The sequence below is a fragment of the Paracidovorax sp. MALMAid1276 genome (assembly GCF_049198005.1).
Classification (GTDB): Bacteria; Pseudomonadota; Gammaproteobacteria; order Burkholderiales; family Burkholderiaceae_C; genus Acidovorax.
Genome location: NZ_JBMIRS010000197.1, coordinates 80,525 through 101,914, shown reverse-complemented (window position 1 = coordinate 101,914; position 21,390 = coordinate 80,525). Strand labels below are relative to the sequence as shown.

22 protein-coding genes and 1 tRNA gene are annotated in these 21,390 nt (G+C 66.0%); 7 read left to right on the top strand and 16 right to left on the bottom strand.

Features of this window, described 5'->3' with window-relative positions:
• Window positions 1-39: 39 nt before the first annotated feature.
• The 3 genes from coaE (at window position 40) to ACOQFS_RS15305 (ending at window position 1,807) form a co-directional block, all read left to right on the top strand.
• The gene (coaE, locus tag ACOQFS_RS15315; RefSeq protein WP_421563688.1) at window positions 40-672 is read left to right on the top strand and encodes a dephospho-CoA kinase; all 633 of its coding nucleotides are present in this window, start codon (window positions 40-42) and stop codon (window positions 670-672) included.
• A gap of 82 nt (window positions 673-754) precedes the next feature.
• On the top strand, window positions 755-1,510 hold the full coding sequence (zapD, locus tag ACOQFS_RS15310) for a cell division protein ZapD (RefSeq protein WP_421563687.1): 756 nt from the start codon (window positions 755-757) through the stop codon (window positions 1,508-1,510).
• A 48-nt stretch (window positions 1,511-1,558) separates the two neighbouring features.
• Window positions 1,559-1,807 carry a DNA gyrase inhibitor YacG gene (locus ACOQFS_RS15305; protein ID WP_421563686.1) on the top strand — a complete coding sequence of 83 codons (249 nt, stop codon included), beginning with the start codon at window positions 1,559-1,561 and terminating at the stop codon, window positions 1,805-1,807.
• Window positions 1,808-1,956: 149 nt separating this feature from the next.
• Here ACOQFS_RS15305 and ACOQFS_RS15300 read toward each other — a convergent pair whose 3' ends face one another.
• From ACOQFS_RS15300 to ACOQFS_RS15280, 5 genes are all read right to left on the bottom strand, one after another.
• Window positions 1,957-2,415 (bottom strand): NUDIX domain-containing protein, encoded by a 459-nt coding sequence (locus ACOQFS_RS15300; protein ID WP_421563685.1) that lies wholly within the window; start codon window positions 2,413-2,415, stop codon window positions 1,957-1,959.
• Window positions 2,408-3,280, bottom strand: a complete 873-nt coding sequence (locus ACOQFS_RS15295) for an ATP-binding protein (RefSeq protein ID WP_421563684.1) — start codon at window positions 3,278-3,280, stop codon at window positions 2,408-2,410. The genes ACOQFS_RS15300 and ACOQFS_RS15295 overlap by 8 nt, the downstream gene beginning before the upstream one ends.
• A gap of 54 nt (window positions 3,281-3,334) precedes the next feature.
• Window positions 3,335-4,564 carry a bifunctional glutamate N-acetyltransferase/amino-acid acetyltransferase ArgJ gene (gene argJ, locus ACOQFS_RS15290; protein WP_421563683.1) on the bottom strand — a complete coding sequence of 410 codons (1,230 nt, stop codon included), beginning with the start codon at window positions 4,562-4,564 and terminating at the stop codon, window positions 3,335-3,337.
• Between the two features lie 160 nt (window positions 4,565-4,724).
• Entirely contained in the window at window positions 4,725-7,478 is a 2,754-nt protein-coding gene (gene secA, locus ACOQFS_RS15285; RefSeq protein ID WP_421563682.1) for a preprotein translocase subunit SecA, read from the bottom strand.
• 143 nt (window positions 7,479-7,621) lie between these two features.
• A complete protein-coding gene (locus ACOQFS_RS15280; RefSeq protein WP_421563681.1) occupies window positions 7,622-8,614 on the bottom strand; it encodes a M23 family metallopeptidase in 993 nt (330 codons plus the stop codon).
• 32 nt (window positions 8,615-8,646) lie between these two features.
• Here ACOQFS_RS15280 and ACOQFS_RS15275 point away from each other — a divergent pair, with 32 nt between their 5' ends.
• Window positions 8,647-8,946, top strand: a complete 300-nt coding sequence (locus ACOQFS_RS15275) for a hypothetical protein (protein WP_421563680.1) — start codon at window positions 8,647-8,649, stop codon at window positions 8,944-8,946.
• A 45-nt stretch (window positions 8,947-8,991) separates the two neighbouring features.
• Here the strand turns inward: ACOQFS_RS15275 and ACOQFS_RS15270 are convergent.
• The 6 genes from ACOQFS_RS15270 to petA all read right to left on the bottom strand — a co-directional run bounded on the left by ACOQFS_RS15270 (window position 8,992) and on the right by petA (window position 13,249).
• A tRNA-Thr gene (locus ACOQFS_RS15270) sits at window positions 8,992-9,067 on the bottom strand.
• A gap of 50 nt (window positions 9,068-9,117) precedes the next feature.
• Window positions 9,118-9,681, bottom strand: a complete 564-nt coding sequence (locus ACOQFS_RS15265; protein WP_421563679.1) for a ClpXP protease specificity-enhancing factor — start codon at window positions 9,679-9,681, stop codon at window positions 9,118-9,120.
• Between the two features lie 53 nt (window positions 9,682-9,734).
• The gene (locus ACOQFS_RS15260; protein WP_011811626.1) at window positions 9,735-10,346 is read right to left on the bottom strand and encodes a glutathione S-transferase N-terminal domain-containing protein; all 612 of its coding nucleotides are present in this window, start codon (window positions 10,344-10,346) and stop codon (window positions 9,735-9,737) included.
• Window positions 10,347-10,451: 105 nt separating this feature from the next.
• Entirely contained in the window at window positions 10,452-11,210 is a 759-nt protein-coding gene (locus ACOQFS_RS15255; protein ID WP_421563678.1) for a cytochrome c1, read from the bottom strand.
• Window positions 11,211-11,228: 18 nt separating this feature from the next.
• The gene (locus tag ACOQFS_RS15250; RefSeq protein WP_421563677.1) at window positions 11,229-12,641 is read right to left on the bottom strand and encodes a cytochrome b; all 1,413 of its coding nucleotides are present in this window, start codon (window positions 12,639-12,641) and stop codon (window positions 11,229-11,231) included.
• An 11-nt stretch (window positions 12,642-12,652) separates the two neighbouring features.
• Window positions 12,653-13,249, bottom strand: coding sequence for a ubiquinol-cytochrome c reductase iron-sulfur subunit (gene petA, locus ACOQFS_RS15245; protein WP_421563676.1), 597 nt, complete (start codon window positions 13,247-13,249; stop codon window positions 12,653-12,655).
• A gap of 165 nt (window positions 13,250-13,414) precedes the next feature.
• On the opposite strand from petA, the gene mscL reads away from it, so the two are divergent.
• Window positions 13,415-13,855 carry a large conductance mechanosensitive channel protein MscL gene (gene mscL / locus ACOQFS_RS15240; protein ID WP_421563675.1) on the top strand — a complete coding sequence of 147 codons (441 nt, stop codon included), beginning with the start codon at window positions 13,415-13,417 and terminating at the stop codon, window positions 13,853-13,855.
• A gap of 10 nt (window positions 13,856-13,865) precedes the next feature.
• Here mscL and pdxA read toward each other — a convergent pair whose 3' ends face one another.
• Both pdxA and ACOQFS_RS15230 read right to left on the bottom strand, forming a co-directional pair.
• Entirely contained in the window at window positions 13,866-14,921 is a 1,056-nt protein-coding gene (pdxA, locus tag ACOQFS_RS15235; RefSeq protein ID WP_421563674.1) for a 4-hydroxythreonine-4-phosphate dehydrogenase PdxA, read from the bottom strand.
• 159 nt (window positions 14,922-15,080) lie between these two features.
• A complete protein-coding gene (locus ACOQFS_RS15230) occupies window positions 15,081-15,830 on the bottom strand; it encodes a Nif3-like dinuclear metal center hexameric protein (RefSeq protein ID WP_421563673.1) in 750 nt (249 codons plus the stop codon).
• Window positions 15,831-16,062: 232 nt separating this feature from the next.
• On the opposite strand from ACOQFS_RS15230, the gene ACOQFS_RS15225 reads away from it, so the two are divergent.
• On the top strand, window positions 16,063-17,211 hold the full coding sequence (locus tag ACOQFS_RS15225) for a trypsin-like peptidase domain-containing protein (RefSeq protein ID WP_421563672.1): 1,149 nt from the start codon (window positions 16,063-16,065) through the stop codon (window positions 17,209-17,211).
• 175 nt (window positions 17,212-17,386) lie between these two features.
• On the opposite strand, the gene ACOQFS_RS15220 is transcribed toward ACOQFS_RS15225, so the two are convergent.
• Window positions 17,387-18,187 carry an SDR family oxidoreductase gene (locus ACOQFS_RS15220; RefSeq protein WP_421563671.1) on the bottom strand — a complete coding sequence of 267 codons (801 nt, stop codon included), beginning with the start codon at window positions 18,185-18,187 and terminating at the stop codon, window positions 17,387-17,389.
• Window positions 18,188-18,293: 106 nt separating this feature from the next.
• Between ACOQFS_RS15220 and ACOQFS_RS15215 the strand changes: the two genes are divergently transcribed.
• Window positions 18,294-19,244 (top strand): LysR family transcriptional regulator, encoded by a 951-nt coding sequence (locus ACOQFS_RS15215; protein ID WP_421563670.1) that lies wholly within the window; start codon window positions 18,294-18,296, stop codon window positions 19,242-19,244.
• Between the two features lie 68 nt (window positions 19,245-19,312).
• On the opposite strand, the gene ACOQFS_RS15210 is transcribed toward ACOQFS_RS15215, so the two are convergent.
• The gene (locus ACOQFS_RS15210) at window positions 19,313-20,443 is read right to left on the bottom strand and encodes an aldose epimerase family protein (RefSeq protein ID WP_421563669.1); all 1,131 of its coding nucleotides are present in this window, start codon (window positions 20,441-20,443) and stop codon (window positions 19,313-19,315) included.
• Window positions 20,444-20,453: 10 nt separating this feature from the next.
• Entirely contained in the window at window positions 20,454-21,383 is a 930-nt protein-coding gene (locus ACOQFS_RS15205; RefSeq protein ID WP_421563668.1) for a DMT family transporter, read from the bottom strand.
• Window positions 21,384-21,390 lie beyond the last annotated feature (7 nt).

The window sequence follows — 21,390 nt, the reverse complement described above, 5'->3', positions numbered from 1 at the left end:
CTCCCCTCCGCCTTTCTCCGCGCGCAACCTGGTTCCGAAGTGGCTACCTTCCTTCCTAAACGGCACAGCCCCTGGCGCGTGGGCCTGACCGGCGGCATCGGCAGCGGCAAGAGCACAGTGGGCGGAATGCTCGCGGCGCAGGGCGCCGTGCTGGTCGATTCTGACCAGATCGCCCGCAGCGTGACCGGGCCGAACGGAGACGCCATGCCTGCGATCCGCTCAGCGTTCGGTGACGCGTACGTGGACGCCTCGGGCGCGCTCGACCGCAGCCGGATGCGGGCTCTGGCCTTCAGCCAGCCCGATGCGCGCGCGCAGCTGGAGGCCATCGTTCACCCGCTGGTCACGCTGCACAGCGATCTGGCCGCGCAGCGCGCTGCAGAGTCGGGCGCGGCGCTGATCGTCTTCGATGTGCCGTTGCTCGCAGAATCGGCCCGGTGGTCAAGGCGTCTGGACGCCGTGGTGGTGGTGGACTGTTCGCAAGCCACCCAGATCGACAGGGTGGTGCGCCGCAGCGGGCTGGCGCCCGATGCCGTGCGGGGCATCATCGCCTCGCAGGCCACGCGCTCCGCGCGCCGCGCCGTGGCCGATGTGGTGATCGTGAACGACGCCGACTGCACGCTCGATGAGTTGCAGGCCCGCGCGCGGCAGGCCGGCGCGCTGTTCGGGCTATGATGCACGGGATACCGATTGGGCTTTCGTCCCATGCCGTGCGCCACCGGCGTCAGAACCGCCCTGAGCCCAGGAACCCGCCAGCGTGATCCTTTACGAATATCCCTTCAACGAACGTCTCAGAACCTATCTGCGGCTTGAGCAGCTGTTCCGCCGGCTCGGCGAGCTGATCCCCCGCACGCATGCCCTGGACCACCATTTCGCGCTGGTCACGATCTTCGAGATCATGGACGTGGCCGCGCGTGCCGACCTGAAGGCGGACGTCCTCAAGGACATCGAAAAGCACAAGCACCAGCTTGACGCCTATCGGGGCAATCCATCCATCTCAGAGGCCGCGCTCGACGCCGTCATCGCTCAGCTTGACCGCTGCTTTGCTGCGCTCAACACGCAGGCGGGCAAGTCCGGCCATTCGCTGACGGAAAACGACTGGCTGATGAGCATCCGCAGCCGCGTGGGCATTCCCGGCGGCACCTGCGGATTCGATCTGCCGGCCTACTACGACTGGCAGCACCGAGACGCAGCGATGCGCCAGCGCGCGCTGCAGGAGTGGGCCTCCACCCTGGCACCGCTGGCCGAGTCGATCTATCTGCTGCTCAAGCTGCTGCGCGACTCTGGCGTGGCGCAGAAGGTCGCGGCCGAGCGCGGGCAGTTTCAGCAAAACCTGCCGCAGGGCCGCACGTTCCAGCTTCTTCGCATGCGTGTCGACCCTGCGCTGGGCGTGATTCCGGAGATCAGCGGAAACCGCCTGATCGTGTCCGTGCGGCTCATGCGCATGGGCGAAGACGCACGCCTGCACCCTTGCACCGAAGACGCTGCTTTCGAACTCACCCTGTGCGCCTGATGCGGGTGACCGCCGAGAAGAGAAGAAGGATGGAAGAAGGACGCTGCCATGGCATCAAGCCCACGCGATGACAACCACCGCAAGGCCGAGGACGGCAGCGCCGTGCCAGCCGCTCGCATCGTCCCCTGCCCCGCCTGTGGGGGCGACAGTGTGTATGCCACCAGCAATGCCTACCGGCCGTTCTGCAGCCAGCGCTGCAAGCAGGCCGACCTGGGGGCCTGGGCCAATGAGGACTTCCGCATGCCTGCGGACGCACCACCCGCCGACGCGCAGTACGGCGACCCGCGCCTGCAGTAGCGCGCTGAAAGAGGGGGCCGAACGCCCCCGTGTTCACGTCTGTTCACCGGTTCGCGCCTGCGGGCTGCGCACTCCGTATGGCAGCGCCACCCACCCAAACAATGCATCAAAATGACCTTCAGCGCTTACCTGTCAATGACTGGTAGCTATCATTTTTGATGTTCAACAGCTGACTGCACCGTCTCCGGCGCCAGGCCCTGCTCCTCCGCCAGCCAGCGCAGTACCGGATAGGCGCCGGGCAGCACCGGCGAGACGGTGAGCGGCATCTGCTGCCAGGCCATGGACTGGCCCTCGCGCATCTCGAAGTCACCCGTCCACTGCCAGACCTTGCACCAATGCAGGCGCACCAGCGCGTGGGGGTAGTCGTGCTCGGTGATCTTCCAGACGCTGGCCGGACCGATGGTGACACCCAGCTCTTCGATGAGTTCGCGGCGCAGCGCCTGCTCCACGGTCTCCCCGGCCTCCAGCTTGCCACCCGGAAATTCCCAATACCCGGCATAGGGCTTGCCCGGCGGGCGGGTGGACAGCAGCATGGCGCCGTCGGCGCGCAGCAGGATGCCGACGGCCACCTCGGTGTGGGTGCGCTCGGGTGCTGCCGCCTCAGCCATCGTGCCGCCCTGCGTAGTCGCGCGCAAACTGGTAGGCCACACGGCCGCTGCGCGAGCCGCGCTCCAGCGCCCAGACCAGCGCCTCGGGCCGCGCCGCTTCGATGGCCGATGCCGTCACGCCCAGCGACGACAGCCACTGCGCGACGATGGTCAGGTACTCCTCCTGGCTGAACGGGTAGAAGCTGACCCACAGGCCGAAGCGCTCCGACAGCGAGATCTTCTCCTCCACCACCTCGCCCGGGTGCACCTCGCCATCGGGCGTGTGGGTGTAGGTGAGGTTTTCTGCCATGTACTCGGGCAGCAGATGTCGGCGGTTGCTGGTGGCGTAGATGAGCACGTTCGGCGTGGCCGCCGCCACCGAGCCGTCCAAAATGGACTTGAGCGCCTTGTAGCCCGGCTCCCCGTCCTCAAAGCTCAGGTCGTCGCAGAAGACGATGAATTTTTCGGGGCGGACGGACACCACATCGACGATGTCGGGCAGGTCCGTCAGGTCGGCCTTGTCCACCTCGATCAAGCGCAGGCCCTGCGGTGCATACGCGTTGAGGCAGGCCTTGATGAGCGAGGACTTGCCCGTGCCCCGAGCGCCGGTCAGCAGCACATTGTTGGCGGGCTTGCCCGCCACGAACTGCTGCGTGTTGCGCTCGATCTTTTCCTTCTGCGGCCCAATCTCCTTAAGGTCATCGAGCTGCAGCGCACCCACGTGGCGCACGGGCTCCAGCGTGCCGTGGCCGCTGCTGCGCTTGCGGTAGCGCCAGGCGATGGCGGCCGACCAGTCGGGCGCAGAGAGCGGCTGGGGCAGGATGGATTCGATGCGGGCCATGAGCTGCTCCGCCTTCTCCATCAGACGTTCAAGTTTTTCAGTCATTTTGACCCTTAGCGCTTACTGCATAAGCGCTATCAGCTATCAACAATATAGCAATCAGGAACGGTAGTCCGCGTTGATGGTGACGTACTCGTGGCTGAAATCGCAGGTCCAGACCGTGTCGGCCGCGCTGCCACGGCCCAGCAACACGCGCACGGTGATCTCGCTTTGCTTCATCACGCGCTGGCCGTCTTCCTCGCGGTAGGCAGGGTTGCGCCCCCCTCGCACGGCCACGTGCACGTCGTCCAGATAGAGGTCGATCCCGGTCTGGTCCAGGTCGTCAATGCCGGCATAGCCGACGGCGGCCAGAATGCGGCCCAGGTTCGGGTCGCTGGCGAAGAAGGCGGTCTTGACCAGTGGCGAGTGGGCAATCGCATAGGCCACCTTGCGGCATTCGTCGCCCGTCTTGCCGCCTTCCACGCGCACGGTGATGAACTTGGTGGCACCTTCGCCGTCGCGCACGATGGCCTGGGCCAGCTTCTGCGACACCGCCAGCATGGCCGCCTTGAGCGCCTGGCCCTCGGCACTGTCCAGCGCAGTGATGGGCGCATGCTGCGCCTTGTTGGTCGCCACCACCACGAAGGAATCGTTGGTCGAAGTGTCGCCGTCGATGGTCACTCGGTTGAACGAGCCGTCCGCCAGCTCCCGCGCCAGTTGCTGCATCACGCCGGGCGCAACGCAGGCATCGGTGGCCAGGAAGCCCAGCATGGTGGCCATGTTGGGGCGGATCATGCCCGCCCCTTTGCTGATGCCCGTGATGGACACCGTGGCGCCGCCCACCTGCGCCTGGGCGGAAAACGCCTTGGGCAGCGTGTCCGTGGTCATGATGCCTTCGGCGGCGCGCGCCCAGTGGCCAGGCTGCGCATCGGCAATGGCAGCGGGCAGGCCGGCCTCGATGCGGTCGTTCGGCAGCGGCTCCATGATCACGCCGGTCGAAAACGGCAGGACCTGCTCGGGCGCCACGCCGAGCTGGCGGGCCAGCGCCACGCAGGTGGATCGTGCACGTGCCAGGCCATCTGCGCCCGTGCCTGCGTTGGCATTGCCGGTGTTGATGACCATGGCGCGGATGGACTGGCCGCCGGCGAGGTGTTCACGGCTGATCTGCACGGGCGCTGCGCAAAAACGGTTCTGGGTGAACACGCCCGCCACGCTGGCCCCTTCGTCCAGCAGGAACACCGTCAGGTCCTTGCGGTTGACCTTGCGGACACCGGCTTCAGCAACGCCAATGCGCACGCCTGCGATGGGGTTCAGATCAGCAGCAACGGGGGCAACAAGATTCACAGGCATGGGGCTGGGCCTTTCTATCGGGGAAGGGAGGGGTCAAATGCTTCGCGGCTGCAGAGCACAGCGCAGGCATCCATCAAAGAAAACTGCCGCCGATTATCCAAAAAACCGTGGCGCGCCAATGAAAACACGGGCCGAAGCCCGTGTCGTGCGGATCAGCAAATCATGCCAACTTGCCGTGGCACTGCTTGTACTTCTTGCCACTGCCGCAGGGGCAAGGATCATTGCGTCCCACGCGCACGCCGTCGGGCAGGGGCTGGCCCACGGTCTGCGCATCCACGGTGGTCTCCACCTCGCCCGTTACGGTGGGCGAGCTGTAGGTCACGTTGGAGATGCTCTCGGCGCGGCTTTCCATGTCCTGGGCTGCCTGGTCGAGCTGTGCCTGCGACTGCACCTGCACCGTCATGAGGATCTTGGTGACTTCGTTCTTGACCTGGTCGATCAGCTGGCGGAACAGCTCGAAGGCCTCGCGCTTGTATTCCTGCTTGGGCTGCTTTTGCGCGTAGCCGCGCAGGTGGATGCCCTGGCGCAGGTAATCCAGCGCGGAGAGATGGTCGCGCCAGTTGGAGTCAAAGTTCTGCAGCAGCACCACGCGCTCGAACTGCGTGAAGTTCTCGCGGCCGACCTGCTCCACCTTGACATCAAAGGCTGCATTGGCCGCCTCCAGCACCTTTTCAAGGATCTCTTCGTCGGTGATGGCGCTTGCGCCCTGCACTTCCTGCTGCAGCGCGATGGACACCTGCCACTCGTCGGCGAGCACCTTCTCCAGGCCGGGCAAGTCCCACTGCTCTTCGACCGATTCCACAGGCACGTACTGACGCACGAGGTCGGTCATGCAGTCTTCGCGCATCGCCTTGATGACGTCGGAGAGGTCTGCCGCGTCCAGAATGTCGTTGCGCTGCTGGTAGATCACCTTGCGCTGGTCGTTGGCCACGTCGTCGTATTCCAGCAATTGCTTGCGGATGTCGAAGTTGCGCGCTTCCACCTTGCGCTGCGCGGACTCGATGCTGCGGGTCACGATGCCGGCTTCGATGGCTTCGCCGTCGGGCATCTTGAGGCGGTCCATGATGGCCTTGACGCGCTCGCCGGCAAAGATGCGCATCAGCGAGTCGTCCAGCCCCAGATAGAAGCGCGAAGAGCCCGGGTCACCCTGGCGGCCCGAGCGGCCGCGCAGCTGGTTGTCGATGCGGCGGGACTCGTGGCGCTCGGTGGCAATGATGCGCAGGCCGCCCAGGGCCTTGACCTTCTCGTGGTCGATCTTCCACTGCTCACGCAAAGCCTCCACCTTGGCGGCACGCTCGTGCTCCGGCAGGGTTTCGTCGGCCTCGATGGCGGCCACGTCCTTCTCGATGTTGCCGCCGAGCACGATGTCGGTGCCCCGGCCCGCCATGTTGGTCGCAATGGTGATCATGCCCTCGCGGCCAGCCTGGGCCACGATGTCGGCCTCGCGCGCATGCTGCTTCGCGTTGAGCACCTGATGGGGAAGGCCTTCCTTGATCAGCAACTGGTCGATGATTTCGGAGTTTTCGATGGACGTGGTGCCCACCAGCACGGGCTGGCCGCGTTCGTGGCACTCGCGGATGTCCTTGATGGCCGCTTCGTACTTCTCGCGCGTGGTCTTGTACACGCGGTCGAGCTGGTCATCGCGGCGGCTGGTGCGGTTGGGCGGGATCACCACGGTTTCCAGGCCGTAGATTTCCTGGAATTCGTAGGCTTCGGTATCGGCCGTGCCGGTCATGCCGGCGAGCTTGCTGTACAGGCGGAAGTAGTTCTGGAAGGTGATGGACGCGAGCGTCTGGTTCTCGGCCTGGATCTTCACGCCTTCCTTGGCCTCCACGGCCTGGTGCAGGCCTTCGCTCCAGCGGCGGCCCGACATGAGGCGGCCGGTGAACTCGTCGACGATCACGATCTCGCCGTTCTGCACCACATAGTGCTGGTCGCGGTGGTACAGGTGGTTGGCCCGGAGCGCCGCATACAGGTGGTGCATCAGCGTGATGTTGGCCGGGTCGTACACCGAGGCGCCTTCGGCAATCAGCCCGTGGCTGGCCAGCACCCGCTCGGCAGTCTCGTGGCCCTGCTCGGTGAGTGTGATCTGGTGGCTCTTCTCGTCCACCGTGAAATCGCCCGGCTTGATCACGCCTTCGCCCGTGCGGGGGTCCGCCTCGCCTTCCTGGCGCACCAGCAGCGGCACCACCTTGTTCATGGCGATGTACATGGCGGTGTGGTCTTCGGCCTGGCCGCTGATGATGAGCGGCGTGCGCGCCTCGTCGATCAGGATCGAGTCCACCTCGTCCACGATGGCGTAATTCAGGCCCTGCTGCACACGGTCTGCAGCTTCATAGACCATGTTGTCGCGCAGGTAGTCGAAGCCGTATTCGTTGTTGGTTCCGTAGGTGATGTCGGAACGGTAGGCCGCCTGCTTCTCCTCGCGGGGCATGTTGGGCAGGTTGATACCCACCGAGAGGCCCAGGAAGTTGTACAGGCGCCCCATCCACTGCGCGTCACGGCTTGCGAGGTAGTCGTTCACCGTCACGACATGCACGCCCTTGCCGGACAGGGCGTTGAGGTACACCGGCAGCGTGGCGGTGAGCGTCTTGCCCTCGCCCGTGCGCATTTCCGCGATCTTGCCGTAGTGCAGCGCCATGCCACCCAGCAGCTGCACATCGAAGTGGCGCATCTTCATGATGCGCTTGGAGCCTTCACGCACCACCGCGAACGCCTCGGGGAGGATGTTGTCGAGGGATTCGCCCTGGGCAACGCGGTCCTTGAACTCCTGGGTTTTGGCCTTGAGCTGCTCGTCCGACAGCTTCTCGAAGTCCGGCTCCATCGCGTTGATGCGGGACACCGTCTTGCGGTACTGCTTGAGGAGCCGGTCATTGCGGCTGCCGAATAGTTTGGTGAGGAAGTTGGTGGCCATGCAAACAAGACCGCCTGCCTCGCTGCCAGCAGCAGCGCGCCAGACGACCGGGATCCCTAAGATGAATTGAGTTCAGGTGGGTCCTGCGGCGCGGATTGCAAGCTTGGCATGCAACCCGGGCCAGGGACGCCGAGCCCGCGATTTTACCTGCGCGCTGCAGGCGCGACCGTCAGACCGGGCGGGGCCGCAGGCTGGGCTGCAGCAACCTGTGCGCCTTGAGCGCCTTGGGGTGCACCGCCCGCGTTCAGAAACTTCTGCGGGTCTTGAAACACGCCCTGAACGAGCACCTCGAAATGCAGATGCGGGCCGGTGGAACGCCCGGTGGTGCCCACCTCCGCGATCTTCTGCCCGCGGCGCACGATGTCTCCCTGCTTGACCAGCGTGCGCGAAGCATGGGCGTAGCGGGTGACGAGCTGGTTGCCGTGGTCCACTTCGACCATGTTGCCGTAGGCAGGGTGGTATTCCTGGGTGACGACCACCCCGCCCGCTGCGGCGAGGATGGGCGTGCCGGTGTCGGCCTGGAAGTCCAGACCCGTATGCAGCGCAGACTGCCCGGTGATCGGGTCCACCCGCCAGCCGAACGGCGAGCCGGCCGTGCGCCCCGTCACCGGCGCGTGGGTGGGGACCATCTTCTTGCGGATGTGCTGATCGAACAGGCGGGACTCCAGCACCGTCATGAGGTCGACGCGCTGGTGGGTGAGCTTTTCCAGCTCGTCCAGGGTCGCCTGCAGTTCCTCCATCGACATGTCGCGTGCGCCCACCAGCGCGCCGCCCCGCGCATCCACTTTCTGGACATCGGCGGGAGCCATGCCCGCAAGCCCCAGCACGCGGTCGCCAAGGGACTCCAGCTGCACCATGCGTGCCTGCATTTCACCCACACGCCGCGCCATGGCGTCCAGGTTTGCGCGCATGAAGCGGTCGCGCTCGGCAAATTCATCCTTCACCACCAGCCGGACCAGCGAGCCCACCACCGGCCAGCCCTCGCGCGCGCCCTTGAGAAACACCCAGTGATAGAGACTTGCCGCCACAAGCATCAGGCACAGCGACACCATCAAACCGGCCAAGACCAAGCGCGTGCCCGTCAGATGGATGGCGCGGCTGCGCGCCAGTCGGGCGTCCGTGATAATCAAATGCACTACTTGTTCTCCACGCCCGAAGACGCCACACCATGAACCGCCGCCACTACGCCGTCACACTGCAGCAGGCCAGCGAGGAATCTCCCACGCTCGCACGGCTCGCAGCGCTCACACGCGAATCGAGTGATCGGCTCAAGGCCATTGAATTGCTGATTCCTGCAGCCCTGCGCCCCGCAGTCCAGGCAGGCCCCATCGACGGAGACCACTGGTGCCTGCTGGTGCGAAGCAATGCCGCAGCGGCAAAAATCCGCCAGCTGCTGCCTGCGTTACAGGCGCATTTGCGCAGCCGGGGGTGGGAGGTTAACGCGATTCGCCTGAAAGTTCAAACCTGACGGCCTGCGCCAGAACCCGGGAATGCGTGGGGAAAGAGGAGAAGATGGTGCCGGTTGTCGGAATCGAACTGACGACCTACCGCTTACAAGGCGGGTGCTCTACCAACTGAGCTAAACCGGCGAACGCTAGATTCTATGTGAAAAATCCGGCGTCAAATTTGAAAGGACGGGCTATTTCACACGCTTGAGCGAGGGGCGAGCGCCCCCTGCCGCAGGCGGCGGCCGGGGTGGATCCCCGCCGTCATCCTTGCGGCCCTCCTCGGTGCTGACCAGCTGCACCACCCGGTCATCGGCAGTCGGCGCTGCGCCCCCCCCGGGGTGGCTGTCCGCCCCCGGCGTGGCGGGCTCTGCAGGCGCAAGGGCACCCGTGAGCGCCCCCGGCACCGCAGGCGCATCGCCGCCCGCGAGCATGTCGACCGGCGGTGGAAACGCCATGCCCTGGCCGTTTTCACGCGCATAGATGGCAATGACCCGGCCCACCGGCACGATGATCTCGCGCGGCTTGCCACCGAAACGCGCCTTGAACTCGATGAAGTCGTTGCCCAGTTGCAGGGCACTGGTGGCGTCGAAGCTGATGTTCAACACGATCTCGCCATCCTTGACGTATTCGCGCGGCACCTGCACGGAATCGTCCACCCGCACCGCCACATAGGGTGTCAGCCCGTTGTCGGTGCACCACTCATAGAGGGCACGGATGAGGTAAGGGCGTGTGGACGTGGATTCCGGGACGTTCATGGACAGTCGTTCGGGCAGCTGCAGGAAAGGTTGGATACCAGGGCAGGCCCGGCTTACTTGCGCATGACCTTTTCGGAAGGCGTCAGCGCCTCGATGTACGCGGGGCGCGAGAAGATGCGCTCGGCATATTTCAGCAGCGGCGCTGCGTTCTTCGACAGGTCGATGCCGTAGTAGTCGAGGCGCCACAGCAGCGGGGCAATCGCCACGTCCAGCATGGAGAAGTTGTCGCCCAGCATGTACTTGTTCTTGAGGAACACGGGGGCCAGCTGCGTGAGGCGGTCGCGGATGTGGGCCCGTGCCTTTTCAAGCGCCTTCTCGTTGCCCTTGGTGGCGCGGGACTCCAGCACATTCACGTGCACGAACAGCTCCTTCTCGAAGTTGAGCAGGAACAGACGCACACGGGCGCGGTCCACCGGGTCGCCCGGCATCAGCTGAGGGTGCGGGAAGCGCTCGTCGATGTACTCGTTGATGATGTTCGACTCGTACAGGATCAGATCGCGCTCGACCAGGATCGGCACCTGGCCATAGGGGTTCATCACGCTGATGTCTTCGGGCTTGTTGTACAGGTCCACATCGCGGATTTCAAAGTCCATGCCTTTCTCGAACAGGACAAAACGGCAGCGGTGGGAGAAGGGACAGGTCGTACCCGAATAAAGCACCATCATGGTGGGAGGCTCCTAAAAATCAAAAGAGTGGGACGCGTGACAGCGCCCACTCTGCAAAAACCAATGGCACCCCGAAGGGTGCCTTGCCGGATGTGGCGAAACGGCTTACTTCACATCCTTCCAGAAGGCTGCGTTGAGCCTCCAGGCAATGACGGTGAAAAGGCCCAGGAAGATCAGCACCCACACACCCACGCGCTTGCGGGTGTTCTGCGCGGGCTCGGCCATCCACTGCATGTAGTTGACGAGATCGCCGACGGCCTGGTCGTACTGCAGCGGCGTCATGAGGCCGGGCTTGACCTGCTCCCAGCCCTTGAAGACCTGGGTCTTGTGGCCGTGGCTTTCCTGCTCTTCAAACACCGGGCGGCGCTCGCCCTGCAGCTCCCACAATGCGTGGGGCATGCCCACATTGGGGAACACCAGATTGTTCCAGCCCGTGGGCTTGGTGTCGTCCCGGTAGTACGTGCGCAGGTAGGTGTAGAGGTAGTCGGCACCCGTGCCGCCCGCACCCGCGCGCGAGCGCGCGATCACGGTCAGATCCGGGGGATTGGCACCAAACCAGGCCTTGGCCTGCTTGGGATCAATCGCAGCCTTCATCGTTTCGCCCACTTTGTCGGTGGTGAACAGCAGGTTGTCCTTGATCTGCTGGTCGGTGAGACCAATGTCTTTCAGGCGGTTGAACCGCATGAAGGCTGCCGAGTGGCAGTTCAGGCAGTAGTTGACGAAGATCTTGGCGCCGTTTTGCAGCGAGGCCAGGTCGTTGGTCTTGCCCGGAGCTTGGTCCAGAGGGATGCCACCGCCCGCAGCCATGGCAGAACCCGCTGCCAGACCCAGCGCAGCCACCAGCGTGAGGATGATTTTCTTCATTGTTGTTGTCTCCGGGGCTCAGTGCGCAACGTAGGTGACGCGGTCAGGCACGGCCTTGGCCTCGCCAAGACGGCTCCACCAGGGCATCAGCAGGAAGAAGCCAAAGTAGAACAGCGTTCCCACTTGCGACACGCGCTCGCCGATGGGCGACGGCGGCTGCACACCCAGGTAGCCCAGCACCAGGAAGTTGATCACGAACACGCCGTACAGGTACTTGTGCCAGTCAGGGCGGTAACGGATGGACTTGACGGGGCTGAAATCCAGCCACGGCAGGAAGAACAGGATGATCACAGCACCACCCATGACGACCACGCCCCAGAACTTGGCATCAATGGCCAGCATCAGCGCGGTCGCCACCACAGCGGCGCCCACAATGCCCACCTTGACGAAGCTGGGCAGCTTGGCCTTGAAGACACCAAAGGCAGCACCCGCCAACACGCACAGGATCAGCGCATACATCATCTCGCTGGTGATGGCACGCAGCATGGAATAGAACGGCGTGAAGTACCACACCGGCGCAATGTGCAGCGGCGTGACCAGCGGATCGGCCGGGATGAAGTTGTTGTACTCGAGGAAGTAGCCGCCGAACTCAGGCGCGAAGAACACCACGGCCGTGAACGCCATCAGGAACATGCTCAGGGCGAAGATGTCGTGCACCGTGTAGTACGGGTGGAAGGGCACGCCATCGAGCGGCTTGCCGTTGGCGTCCTTGGGCGCCTTGGGGCCCTTGATTTCCACGCCGTCGGGGTTGTTGGAACCCACGTCGTGCAGCGCCAGCAGGTGAGCCACCACCAGGCCCAGCAGGACCAGCGGCACGGCGATCACGTGGAAGCTGAAGAAGCGGTTCAGGGTGGCATCGCCCACCACGAAGTCGCCACGGATCAGCAGGGCCAGGTCAGGGCCGATGAAGGGAATGGCGGCAAACAGGTTCACGATCACCTGGGCGCCCCAGTAGGACATCTGGCCCCAGGGCAGCAGGTAGCCCATGAAGGCTTCGGCCATCAGGCACAGGAAGATGGCGCAACCGAAAATCCACACCAGCTCGCGCGGCTTGCGGTAGCTGCCGTAGATGAGGCCGCGGAACATGTGCAGATACACCACCACAAAGAACGCCGAGGCGCCCGTGGAGTGCATGTAGCGGATCAGCCAGCCCCAGGGCACATCGCGCATGATGTACTCGACCGATGCGAACGCCAGGTTGGCGTCGGGCTTGTAGTGCATGACCAGGAAGATGCCGGTCACGATCTGGATCACGAGCACTACCAGGGCCAGCGAGCCGAAGATGTACCAGAAGTTGAAGTTCTTCGGAGCGTAGTACTCCGACATGTGGACCTTGTACGCATCGAACGCGGTCGGGAAGCGGTTCTCGAACCAGTTCGTGACCTTGGCGCCAGCCGACGCGTTGGGGGAGATTTCCTTGAATTCAGCCATGTCGATTTACCTCAGGCCTTCTTGTCTTCGCCGATCAGCAGCACGTTGTCGGACAGGTACATGTGCGGCGGCACTTCCAGGTTGTCAGGCGCGGGCTTGTTCTTGAAGACCCGGCCCGCCACGTCGAACGTGGAGCCGTGGCAGGCACAGAGGAAGCCACCTTGCCAGTCGTCGGGCAGCGAGGGCTGCGGACCGGTCTGGAATTTGTCGCCGGGCGAGCAGCCCAGGTGCGTGCAGATGCCCACGCCCACGAACACTTCGGGCTTGATGGAGCGGTGCTGGTTCTTGGCGTACTCGGGAGTGGGGTACGTGTTGCGGTCCGACTTGGGGTCGGCCAGCTGGGGCTCGGTCTGCGCCAGCGATTCGAGCTGCTGGGGGGTGCGCTTGAGGATCCAGACGGGTTTGCCACGCCATTCGACAGTCAGCTTTTCGCCGGGCTGCAGCGTGGAGATGTCCACCTCCACTGCGGCGCCAGCTGCTCTGGCTTTTTCCGAAGGCTGGAAACTACTGACGAAAGGCACTGCTACGGCCACTCCGCCAACGGCACCGGCACATCCGGACGCAATCAGCCACGTCCTTTTACTGGTGTCGACTGGTGTGTCACTCATGGGGATCCTCGGTAAACATCGCTATTGTTGGGGTCAACCGCGAATTGTAGCGGAGTGAAAATGGTTATTTCAATGCGCTGCCCGCCTTGACAGACCCCGGTTTGCACCAGTGGCCCCCGCCGTGCGCCATACTGCGGCGTCAACGTTCAAGCAGAGGGAGTCACCATGGGAATGCTGCAGGAGTTCAGGGAATTTGCGGTCAAGGGCAATGTGATTGACCTGGCGGTGGGGGTCATCATCGGAGGGGCTTTCGGCAAGATCGTCGACTCCGTGGTGTCGGACCTCATCATGCCGGTGGTCGGCCTGGTGTTTGGCAAGCTGGATTTCTCCAACCTGTTTGTGGTGCTGGGCACCGTGCCGCCGGGCACGGCCATGACGCTCGATGCGCTGAAAAAGGCGGGCGTGCCGGTGCTGGCCTATGGCAACTTCCTGACGGTGGCCGTGAATTTTGCAATTCTGGCCTTCATCATTTTCATCATGATCAAGCAGATCAACCGCCTCAAGCGCGAAGCCCCGGCCGCGCCCCCTGCGGCCCCGGCCCCCACACCGGAAGACATCGTGCTGCTGCGCGAGATCCGCGACAGCCTGAAGAAGCAGCCGTCCTGACCCTCCGGGGTCAGGCCGACAGCTGCCTCGCCACCCGTACCGCCTCGATGAGGCTGGACGCGTCGGCCTCGCCCCGGCCAGCGATGTCAAACGCCGTGCCGTGGTCGGGGCTCGTGCGCACCAGCGGCAGGCCCAGGGTCACGTTCACGCCCTTGTCCACCCCCAGGTACTTCACAGGGATCAGCCCCTGGTCGTGGTACATCGCGATGACCACGTCGAACTCGCCCGGGTGCCCGGGCGCGTGGCGGGCGCGCATGAACACCGTATCGGGCGCCATGGGGCCGTGCACGTCCATGCCCAGTGCGCGTGCCGCCGCAACGGCGGGGGCAATGTGGGTTGCCTCCTCACGGCCAAACAAACCGCCCTCGCCGGCGTGGGGGTTGAGGCCGGCCACGGCAATGCGCGGCGGCCGGCCCAGGCTGCGCAGCAGCGCCGCATGCGCAATCTCCACGGTCTGCAGCACATTGCCCCGTGTGACGGCATCAATGGCGTCGCGCAATGCAACGTGGATGCTGACCAGGACGGTGCGCAGCTCGTCGCTCGCCAGCATCATGCGCACCGGCACGGCATCCACCGCAAGCCCCTGGTGCGCCGCCGCCTCCGCCTGCAGCAGCTCGGTGTGCCCCGGAAACGCCACGCCCGCTGCGGCCAGCGCCTCCTTGTGCAGCGGTGCCGTCACCATGGCCGAGATCTCGCCCCGCAGCGCGGCGCGCGCAGCCCACGCCACGCAGTCGGCCGCCGCGCGGCCTGCTTCGGCACTGACGCGGCCCCACGGCTGCGGGCCGGGGATGCCGGGCAGCTGCAGCACCGGCACGCAGCGTGGCGGCACGCGCAGCGCGTCGGCAGGGGCATCGATCTGCGCGACGGGCACCGCAGGGGCACCGGGTCGCACTACGGCTTGCGCGGCGCGGCGCAGGGTGGCCACATCGCCCACCACAAAGGCCCCGGCCAGGTCGGCAGGGGCATCGCGAAACGCCTGGACGATGATCTCCGGGCCGATGCCCGCCGGATCGCCCTGCGTGATGGCCATGGGGAGAGCGGTGGTGAGGGATGCGGCGCGGGTCATGGCAAACAGAGATTTGAATAAAAACAGGCTTCAGCGCTTATTGGTAAAGCGTTTATTGCTATAAAAAACGTAGTTCCAGGATTCCAGACCCCCGCGCACCGACGTGCGCCCTGCCCCGGCCGCGCATCGTCGCTTTCCTTTGCGTCACACCGCACCGCACTACGCCGGATTGTCGATCTCGATGAACTCGTGCTCCAGCCCCAGCGCGGCCGCCACATGGGCGGCGGTGGCCGGGGCGCCATAGCGCTCGGTGGCGTGGTGGCCGGCGGCGATGAAGCTCACGCCCATCTCGCGTGCGAGGTGGGCCTGGGGTTCGGAGATTTCGCCGGTGATGAAGGCATCGGCACCCGCTGCCACGGCAGACTCGAAATATCCCTGCGCGCCGCCCGTGCACCAGGCCACGCGCCGCAGGGGCTGCGCGCCGCCCTCGACCAGCGTCACCGGGCGGCCCAGCGTCTGCGCCACATGGTCTGCCAGGGCCTGTCCGCTGTCGAACGCGGCCGGCGCCGCAAAGCCCAGGTCCTGCTCGCCGAAGCGCGCATCGGCCGCCAGCCCCAGCACGCGGCCCAGCTGGGCGTTGTTGCCAAGCTGGGGGTGCGCGTCCAGCGGAAGGTGGTAGGCCAGCAGGTTGATGTCGTGCGCCAGCAGGCGCTGAAGCCGCTGCTTCATCCAGCCGGTGATGCGCCCGTCCTGGCCGCGCCAGAACAGCCCGTGGTGCACAAAGATGGCGTCCGCCCGCGCCGCAATCGCGGCGTCGATCAGCGCCCGATTGGCCGTCACGCCGCTCACGATGCGCCCGATGCGCGCCTTGCCTTCCACCTGCAGGCCGTTGGGGCCGTAGTCCTTGAAGCGGTCGGGTTGCAGCAGGCTGTCGAACGCCTGCACAAGTTCGGTGCGTGTAGTGCTCATGGCGCTATTGTGTATGGCACAGCCCTGCACGCCACCCGACCGCGCCACCCGGCCTTGCCGCCTGGCCGCCCGACGGTTGCGAAAAGGCGGGACGGTTCGGCGACAATGGCCCTTGCTGGCGCCGGCGCCCGTGCCGCAGACCTGCTGCCCGCTGCCTGGCTCTTCGCCCGCGTTGACGGCCGGCCGGGCAGACAGCGACATTCTCTTGAGTGCATCACCGCAACAACACACCATGAAGCGAATTTGGCTCCTCTTTTCCCAGGCCGTGACGGTGCTGGTTGCCGCCTATTTTGTCGTTGCCACGCTGCAGCCGCAGTGGCTAGGGCGCGGGGCCACGCGCTCGGGGGCCGGCATCGCGCTGATCGAGGCGCCCGCCGCGCCCGTGACGCAGCCGGCCACCGGCAGCTTCAGCGGCGCGGCGCGCAAGGCCGCACCCGCCGTGGTCAGCATCAACACCAGCAAGGCGGTGCGGCATCCGCGCAGCAACGATCCGTGGTTCCAGTTCTTCTTTGGCGACCAGGGCTCGCAGGCACAGGCCGGGCTGGGCAGCGGCGTGATCGTGAGCCCCGACGGCTACATCCTGACCAACAACCACGTGGTGGAAGGCGCCGACGAGATCGAGGTGACGCTCACCGACAGCCGCCGCACGCGCGCCTCCGTCATTGGCACAGACCCCGACACCGATCTGGCCATCCTCAAGATCAACCTCGACAAGCTGCCCGTGATCGTGCTGGGCAACTCGGACCAGCTCGCCGTGGGCGACCAGGTGCTGGCCATCGGCAACCCGTTTGGCGTGGGCCAGACCGTGACCAGCGGCATCGTGAGTGCGCTGGGCCGCACACAGCTGGGCATCAACACCTTCGAGAACTTCATCCAGACCGACGCCGCCATCAACCCCGGCAATTCGGGCGGCGCACTGGTGGACGTGAACGGCAACCTCATGGGCATCAACACCGCGATCTATTCGCGCTCGGGCGGCAGCATGGGCATCGGCTTTGCCATTCCCGTGTCCACCGCGCGCCTGGTGCTGGACGGCATCGTGAAGGACGGCCAGGTCACGCGCGGATGGATCGGGGTGGAACCCAACGAGCTCTCGCCCGAGCTTGCCGAGACCTTCGGCGTCAAGAAAGCCACGGAGGGCGTGATCATCACCGGCGTGCTGCAGGACGGCCCCGCCGCCCAGGCTGGCATGCGCCCTGGCGACGTCATCGTGCGCGTGGACGGCAAGAACGTGGGGAACGTGTCGGAACTGCTCACGGCCGTGGCCGCCCTCAAGCCCGGCACAGCCTCGGAGTTCCAGGTGCAGCGGGGCGACCGCATGGTGGAGCTGAGCATCAGCCCCGGCGTGCGCCCCCGGCCACAGCGCAACGTGAGGCGCTAACTCGCAGCGGTATCGGCATCCGCAGCATCGGCGCCCTGTGGCGCTGAGCTGCCGTGCAGCTGGTAGTTGGCAACTGGCTGCTTACTGCCCGCTCTGCAATCTGCCCCCCGCTCTGAGAGCGCTGCATCGCTGCAATGCCCCGCCCAACGGGCTCGGAGAAAGCACCGCCCCAGCATCACACAAACATTCCGCCAGACGCCTCGATGCGCTGCGCATTCACCCAGCGCGTGGCGGGTTGCAGCAGCGCGGCCACCAGCGGGCCGATGTCCTCGGGAAGGCCCACGCGGCCCAGAGCCGTCTGGCTGGCTACGAAGGCGTTGAGCTGTGCGTTGTCGCGCACGGCGCCGCCGCCAAAGTCGGTCTCGATGGCGCCGGGGGCCACCACGTTGACCGTGATGCCGCGCGGGCCGAGTTCCTTGGCCAGGTAGCGGCTCAGCACCTCGATGGCGCCCTTCATGGCCGCATAGGCGGCGTAGCCCGGCAGGGCAAAGCGTGCCAGACCCGACGACAGGTTGAGAATGCGCCCGCCATCGTTCATCAGCGGCAGCAGCGTCTGGGTGAGGAAGAACACGCCCTTAAGGTGCACGTTGACCAGCGCATCGAACTGCGCCTCGGTGGTCTCGGCAAACGGGGCGTGCACGCCCATGCCGGCGTTGTTGACGAGGAAGTCAAACCGATCGCGCTGCCAGGTGCTCTTCAAGGCGTGCAAAAGCTGGCCGGAAAACGTGGCGAAGCTGCCGACGTCGCCCACATCCAGCGCCAGGGCCACGGCGCGGCGGCCGAGGGATTCGATCTCAGCCACCACGGCCTGCGCCTCGGCGGCCTGTTGGCGGTAGGTCAGCACCACGTCGATGCCGCTGCGCGCGGCGGCCAGCGCGGCGCTGCGGCCCAGGCCCCGGCTGCCGCCGGTGATGAGAACGATGGGTACCGAAGAAGCAGCAGAAGAAGTGGGTGCGGAGGTCACGGAAGCAGTCATTGCAGGTCCTTGTCAGCAGAGTTGGTGGATGGACATGCACTTTATTGATTGCATTGCAATAGATAAATCAACAAAAATCAGATTCATTGTCCAAAATGACAAACCAATGAATCCCCTCCTCGACCGAATGCAGACCTTTGCGCGCGTGGCAGAGCTGGCCAGCTTCACCCAGGCCGCGCAGGTGCTGGGCATCCCCAAGGCCTCGGCGTCGCTCGCGGTGCAGCAGCTGGAGGCGCAGCTGGGCACCCGCCTTCTGCACCGCACCACCCGGCGCGTGCAGCTCACGCAGGACGGCCAGGCGTACTACGAGCGCTGCAAGGACCTGCTGGACGATGTGGAAGAGTTGCAGGCCTTGTTCCAGCAGCCCGGGGGCGCCGCCCTGCGGGGGCGGGTGCGCATCGACATGTCCACCGGCATTGCGCGCCAGCTGGTGCTGCCCCGTCTGCCCGAGCTGCTGAACCGCCACCCGCTGCTGGAGGTGGAGCTGAGCAGCACCGACCGCCGCGTGGATCTGGTGCGCGAGGGTTTTGACTGCGTGGTGCGTGTGGGCCCCGTGGCCGATGCGGGCCTGGTCGCCCGCCCCCTGGGTCATGTGCGCGTGGCCACCTGTGCCAGCCCCGCCTACCTGGCGCGCAAGGGCACGCCCCACACGCTGGCCGACCTGGCGCAGCACGAGCTGGTGCACTACGTGAGCACGCTGGGCACACGCTCGGCCGGGTTTGAGACGCTGTCTGAAGATGGCGAAACCCGCTTTACCGCCATGCCGGGCCGCGTCACGGTGAACAGCGCCGAGGCCTACCTGGGCGCTTGCGCCGCCGGGCTGGGTCTGATCCAGGCGCCCCTGCTGGGCGTGCGCGAACTGATCGACCGCGGCCTGCTGGTGGAGGTGCTGCCCCACCACCCCGCCCCGCCCATGCCGGTGACGCTGTTGTACGCCCACAGGCGCCACCTGTCGCAGCGGGTGCGGGTGGTGATGGACTGGCTGGCGGAGGTGGTGCAGGCGCACCTGCGCATCGAAGCAGGTGCCACCGACCACAGCCAACTATCAAATCAATAGCTGCCAGCGCTTACTGGATAAGCGCTGAAGGCCAAAATACCTACTTTTTTTGAACTGGCGGGTGGCGCTCAGGTAAAGCGGTACACGATGGCCCCGCGCACCACCTCGCCGGGCTGCCACCAGCGGCAGGGGAACGCCGGGTGGTTGGGCGCGTCCGGGTACTCCATGGGCTCCAGGCAGATGCCGTCGCCGGGGTGCCACAGCCAGCCATCGCCTTCAGCCGCACCGCAGGCGGGGCGCCCCAGGTCGCGCTGCGGGTCGGCCTTCAGCCCGTGGCCCGCGTACACCTGCACGCCGGGGGCGGTGCTCCACACCTCCATGGCCCGGCCGCTGTCCGGCTCGGCCAGCAAGGCGGTCATGCGCAGGCCGGGGGGTGTGATGGCCGAAGCCGGCGCCTGCAACGCCGGGCTGGAATCCGGGGCGTTCCCATCCAGCACCAGATAGTGGTCCAGCCCGCCAGCGCGTGCCAGCTGTTCATGCGGCTGCCCGGCGGCGTCGCCCACGCGGCGCGGCGCGCGGAAATCGAAGGGTGCGCCCTGTACCAGCGCCAGTGCGCCGCTGGGGCACACATCCGCCTCCAGCGGCACGTAGTGGCTGGCGGGCACCTGCAGGGTGTGGCCGTGCGTGCTGCCCGCGCCCGCCAGGTTGAAGAAGGCGTGGCCGGTGGGGTTGAACACCGTGGGGGCGTCCGCCACCTCGGCGGTCCAGGCCATGTGCAGGGCGTTGTCGTGGGCGGCGTGCAGGGCCAGTTGCAGGCGCACGGTGCCGGGCAGGCCGTCGTCTTCGGTGCGAAAGGTGTGGCCCAGCACCAGGGTGTCGGGCCCCGCGGCCTCCACATCGAACACCTGAAACCGGCTGCCGCGCGGACCGCCGTGGTGGTGGTGCGGGCCGCTGTTGGTGGGCAACTGCAGGGGCTGCCCGCCGGGCACGGCCAGCCGCCCCTGGCGCAGCCGCCCGGCCCAGCGGCCGATGAAGGCGCCCATCGAAAGCTGCCCGTCCAGGTAGCCCTGCAGGCTGTCGTAGCCCAGCGCCACGTCCACGCGGCCGCCCTGCCCGTCGGGCACCGCCACCTGCACCAGGCGGGCGCCGTAATTGCTGACGGCCACCTGCAGGCCGCCAGCACCGTTCAAGGTGAAAAGGTCGGTGCGCTGGCCGTGCAGGTTGCGCTGGAATGCTTCGCGAAGGAGGGTGTGTGCCATGCCGCAGAGTCTATTTGGCTGCGCGGGCTCCATCGCGCGTGACCAGCCCGATGCCGCCGCACACCAGCACCAGGGCCAGCAGGTTCTTCCACTCCCACAGCGCCTCGCCCAGGAACAGCGCCGACAGCGCCGCGCCGAAGATGGGCACCGTGAAGTTGAACACCGTGACCTGGCTCACGCGGTTGTGCTTGAGCAAGATGCTCCACAGCGAAAACGCGGCCGAGGACAGCAGCGCCAGATACACCAGCAGCGTGGTCGAGGCCCAGGTAAAGCCAGACAGCGCACCGCCCGTTCCCCAGCCGATGACCAGCAGCGCCACCCCGCCCAGGGCCAACTGCCAGCCGGTCATCACCACCGAATCCATGCGCTGCGACACCTGCTTGCCGTAGATGCTGGCGCCTGCCAGCACAAAGGCGGCGATCACCACAAAGCCTTCGCCCAGCAGGGTGAAGTCCAGGTCCAGCGCGCCGCGCCCGAGGTTGACCACCATCACGCCCGCAAAGCCCACCACGCAGCCCCAGAGCTTGGCGTGGCTGAGCCGGTCGTTGTGGTAGACCCAGTGCGCCAGCAACACGCTGAAGAAGGTGCCGGTGGCGTTCATGATGGAGCCCTTGACGCCCGTGGTTTGGGCCAGGCCCACATAGAAGAATACGTACTGCAGCGTGGTCTGCGCCAGGCCCAGCACCACCAGCTGGCGCGCGCTGCCCGCGCCCAGGTTCACGATGGCCTTGCGCTGGCTCAGCGCCCAGGCCAGCAGGATGAGCCCGGCGGCCAGAAACCGCCAGCCCGCGAACACCAGCTGCGAGGGGATGTCGCTGCGGGCGATGCCGAACCAGGCGTAGCCGGTCTTGATGGCCGGGTACGAGCTGCCCCAGAGCAGGCAGCACAGCAGCGCGAGCGCCACCACGGCCTTGCGGTCGGAAAATCGGGAGTGACCCATGCGAGTT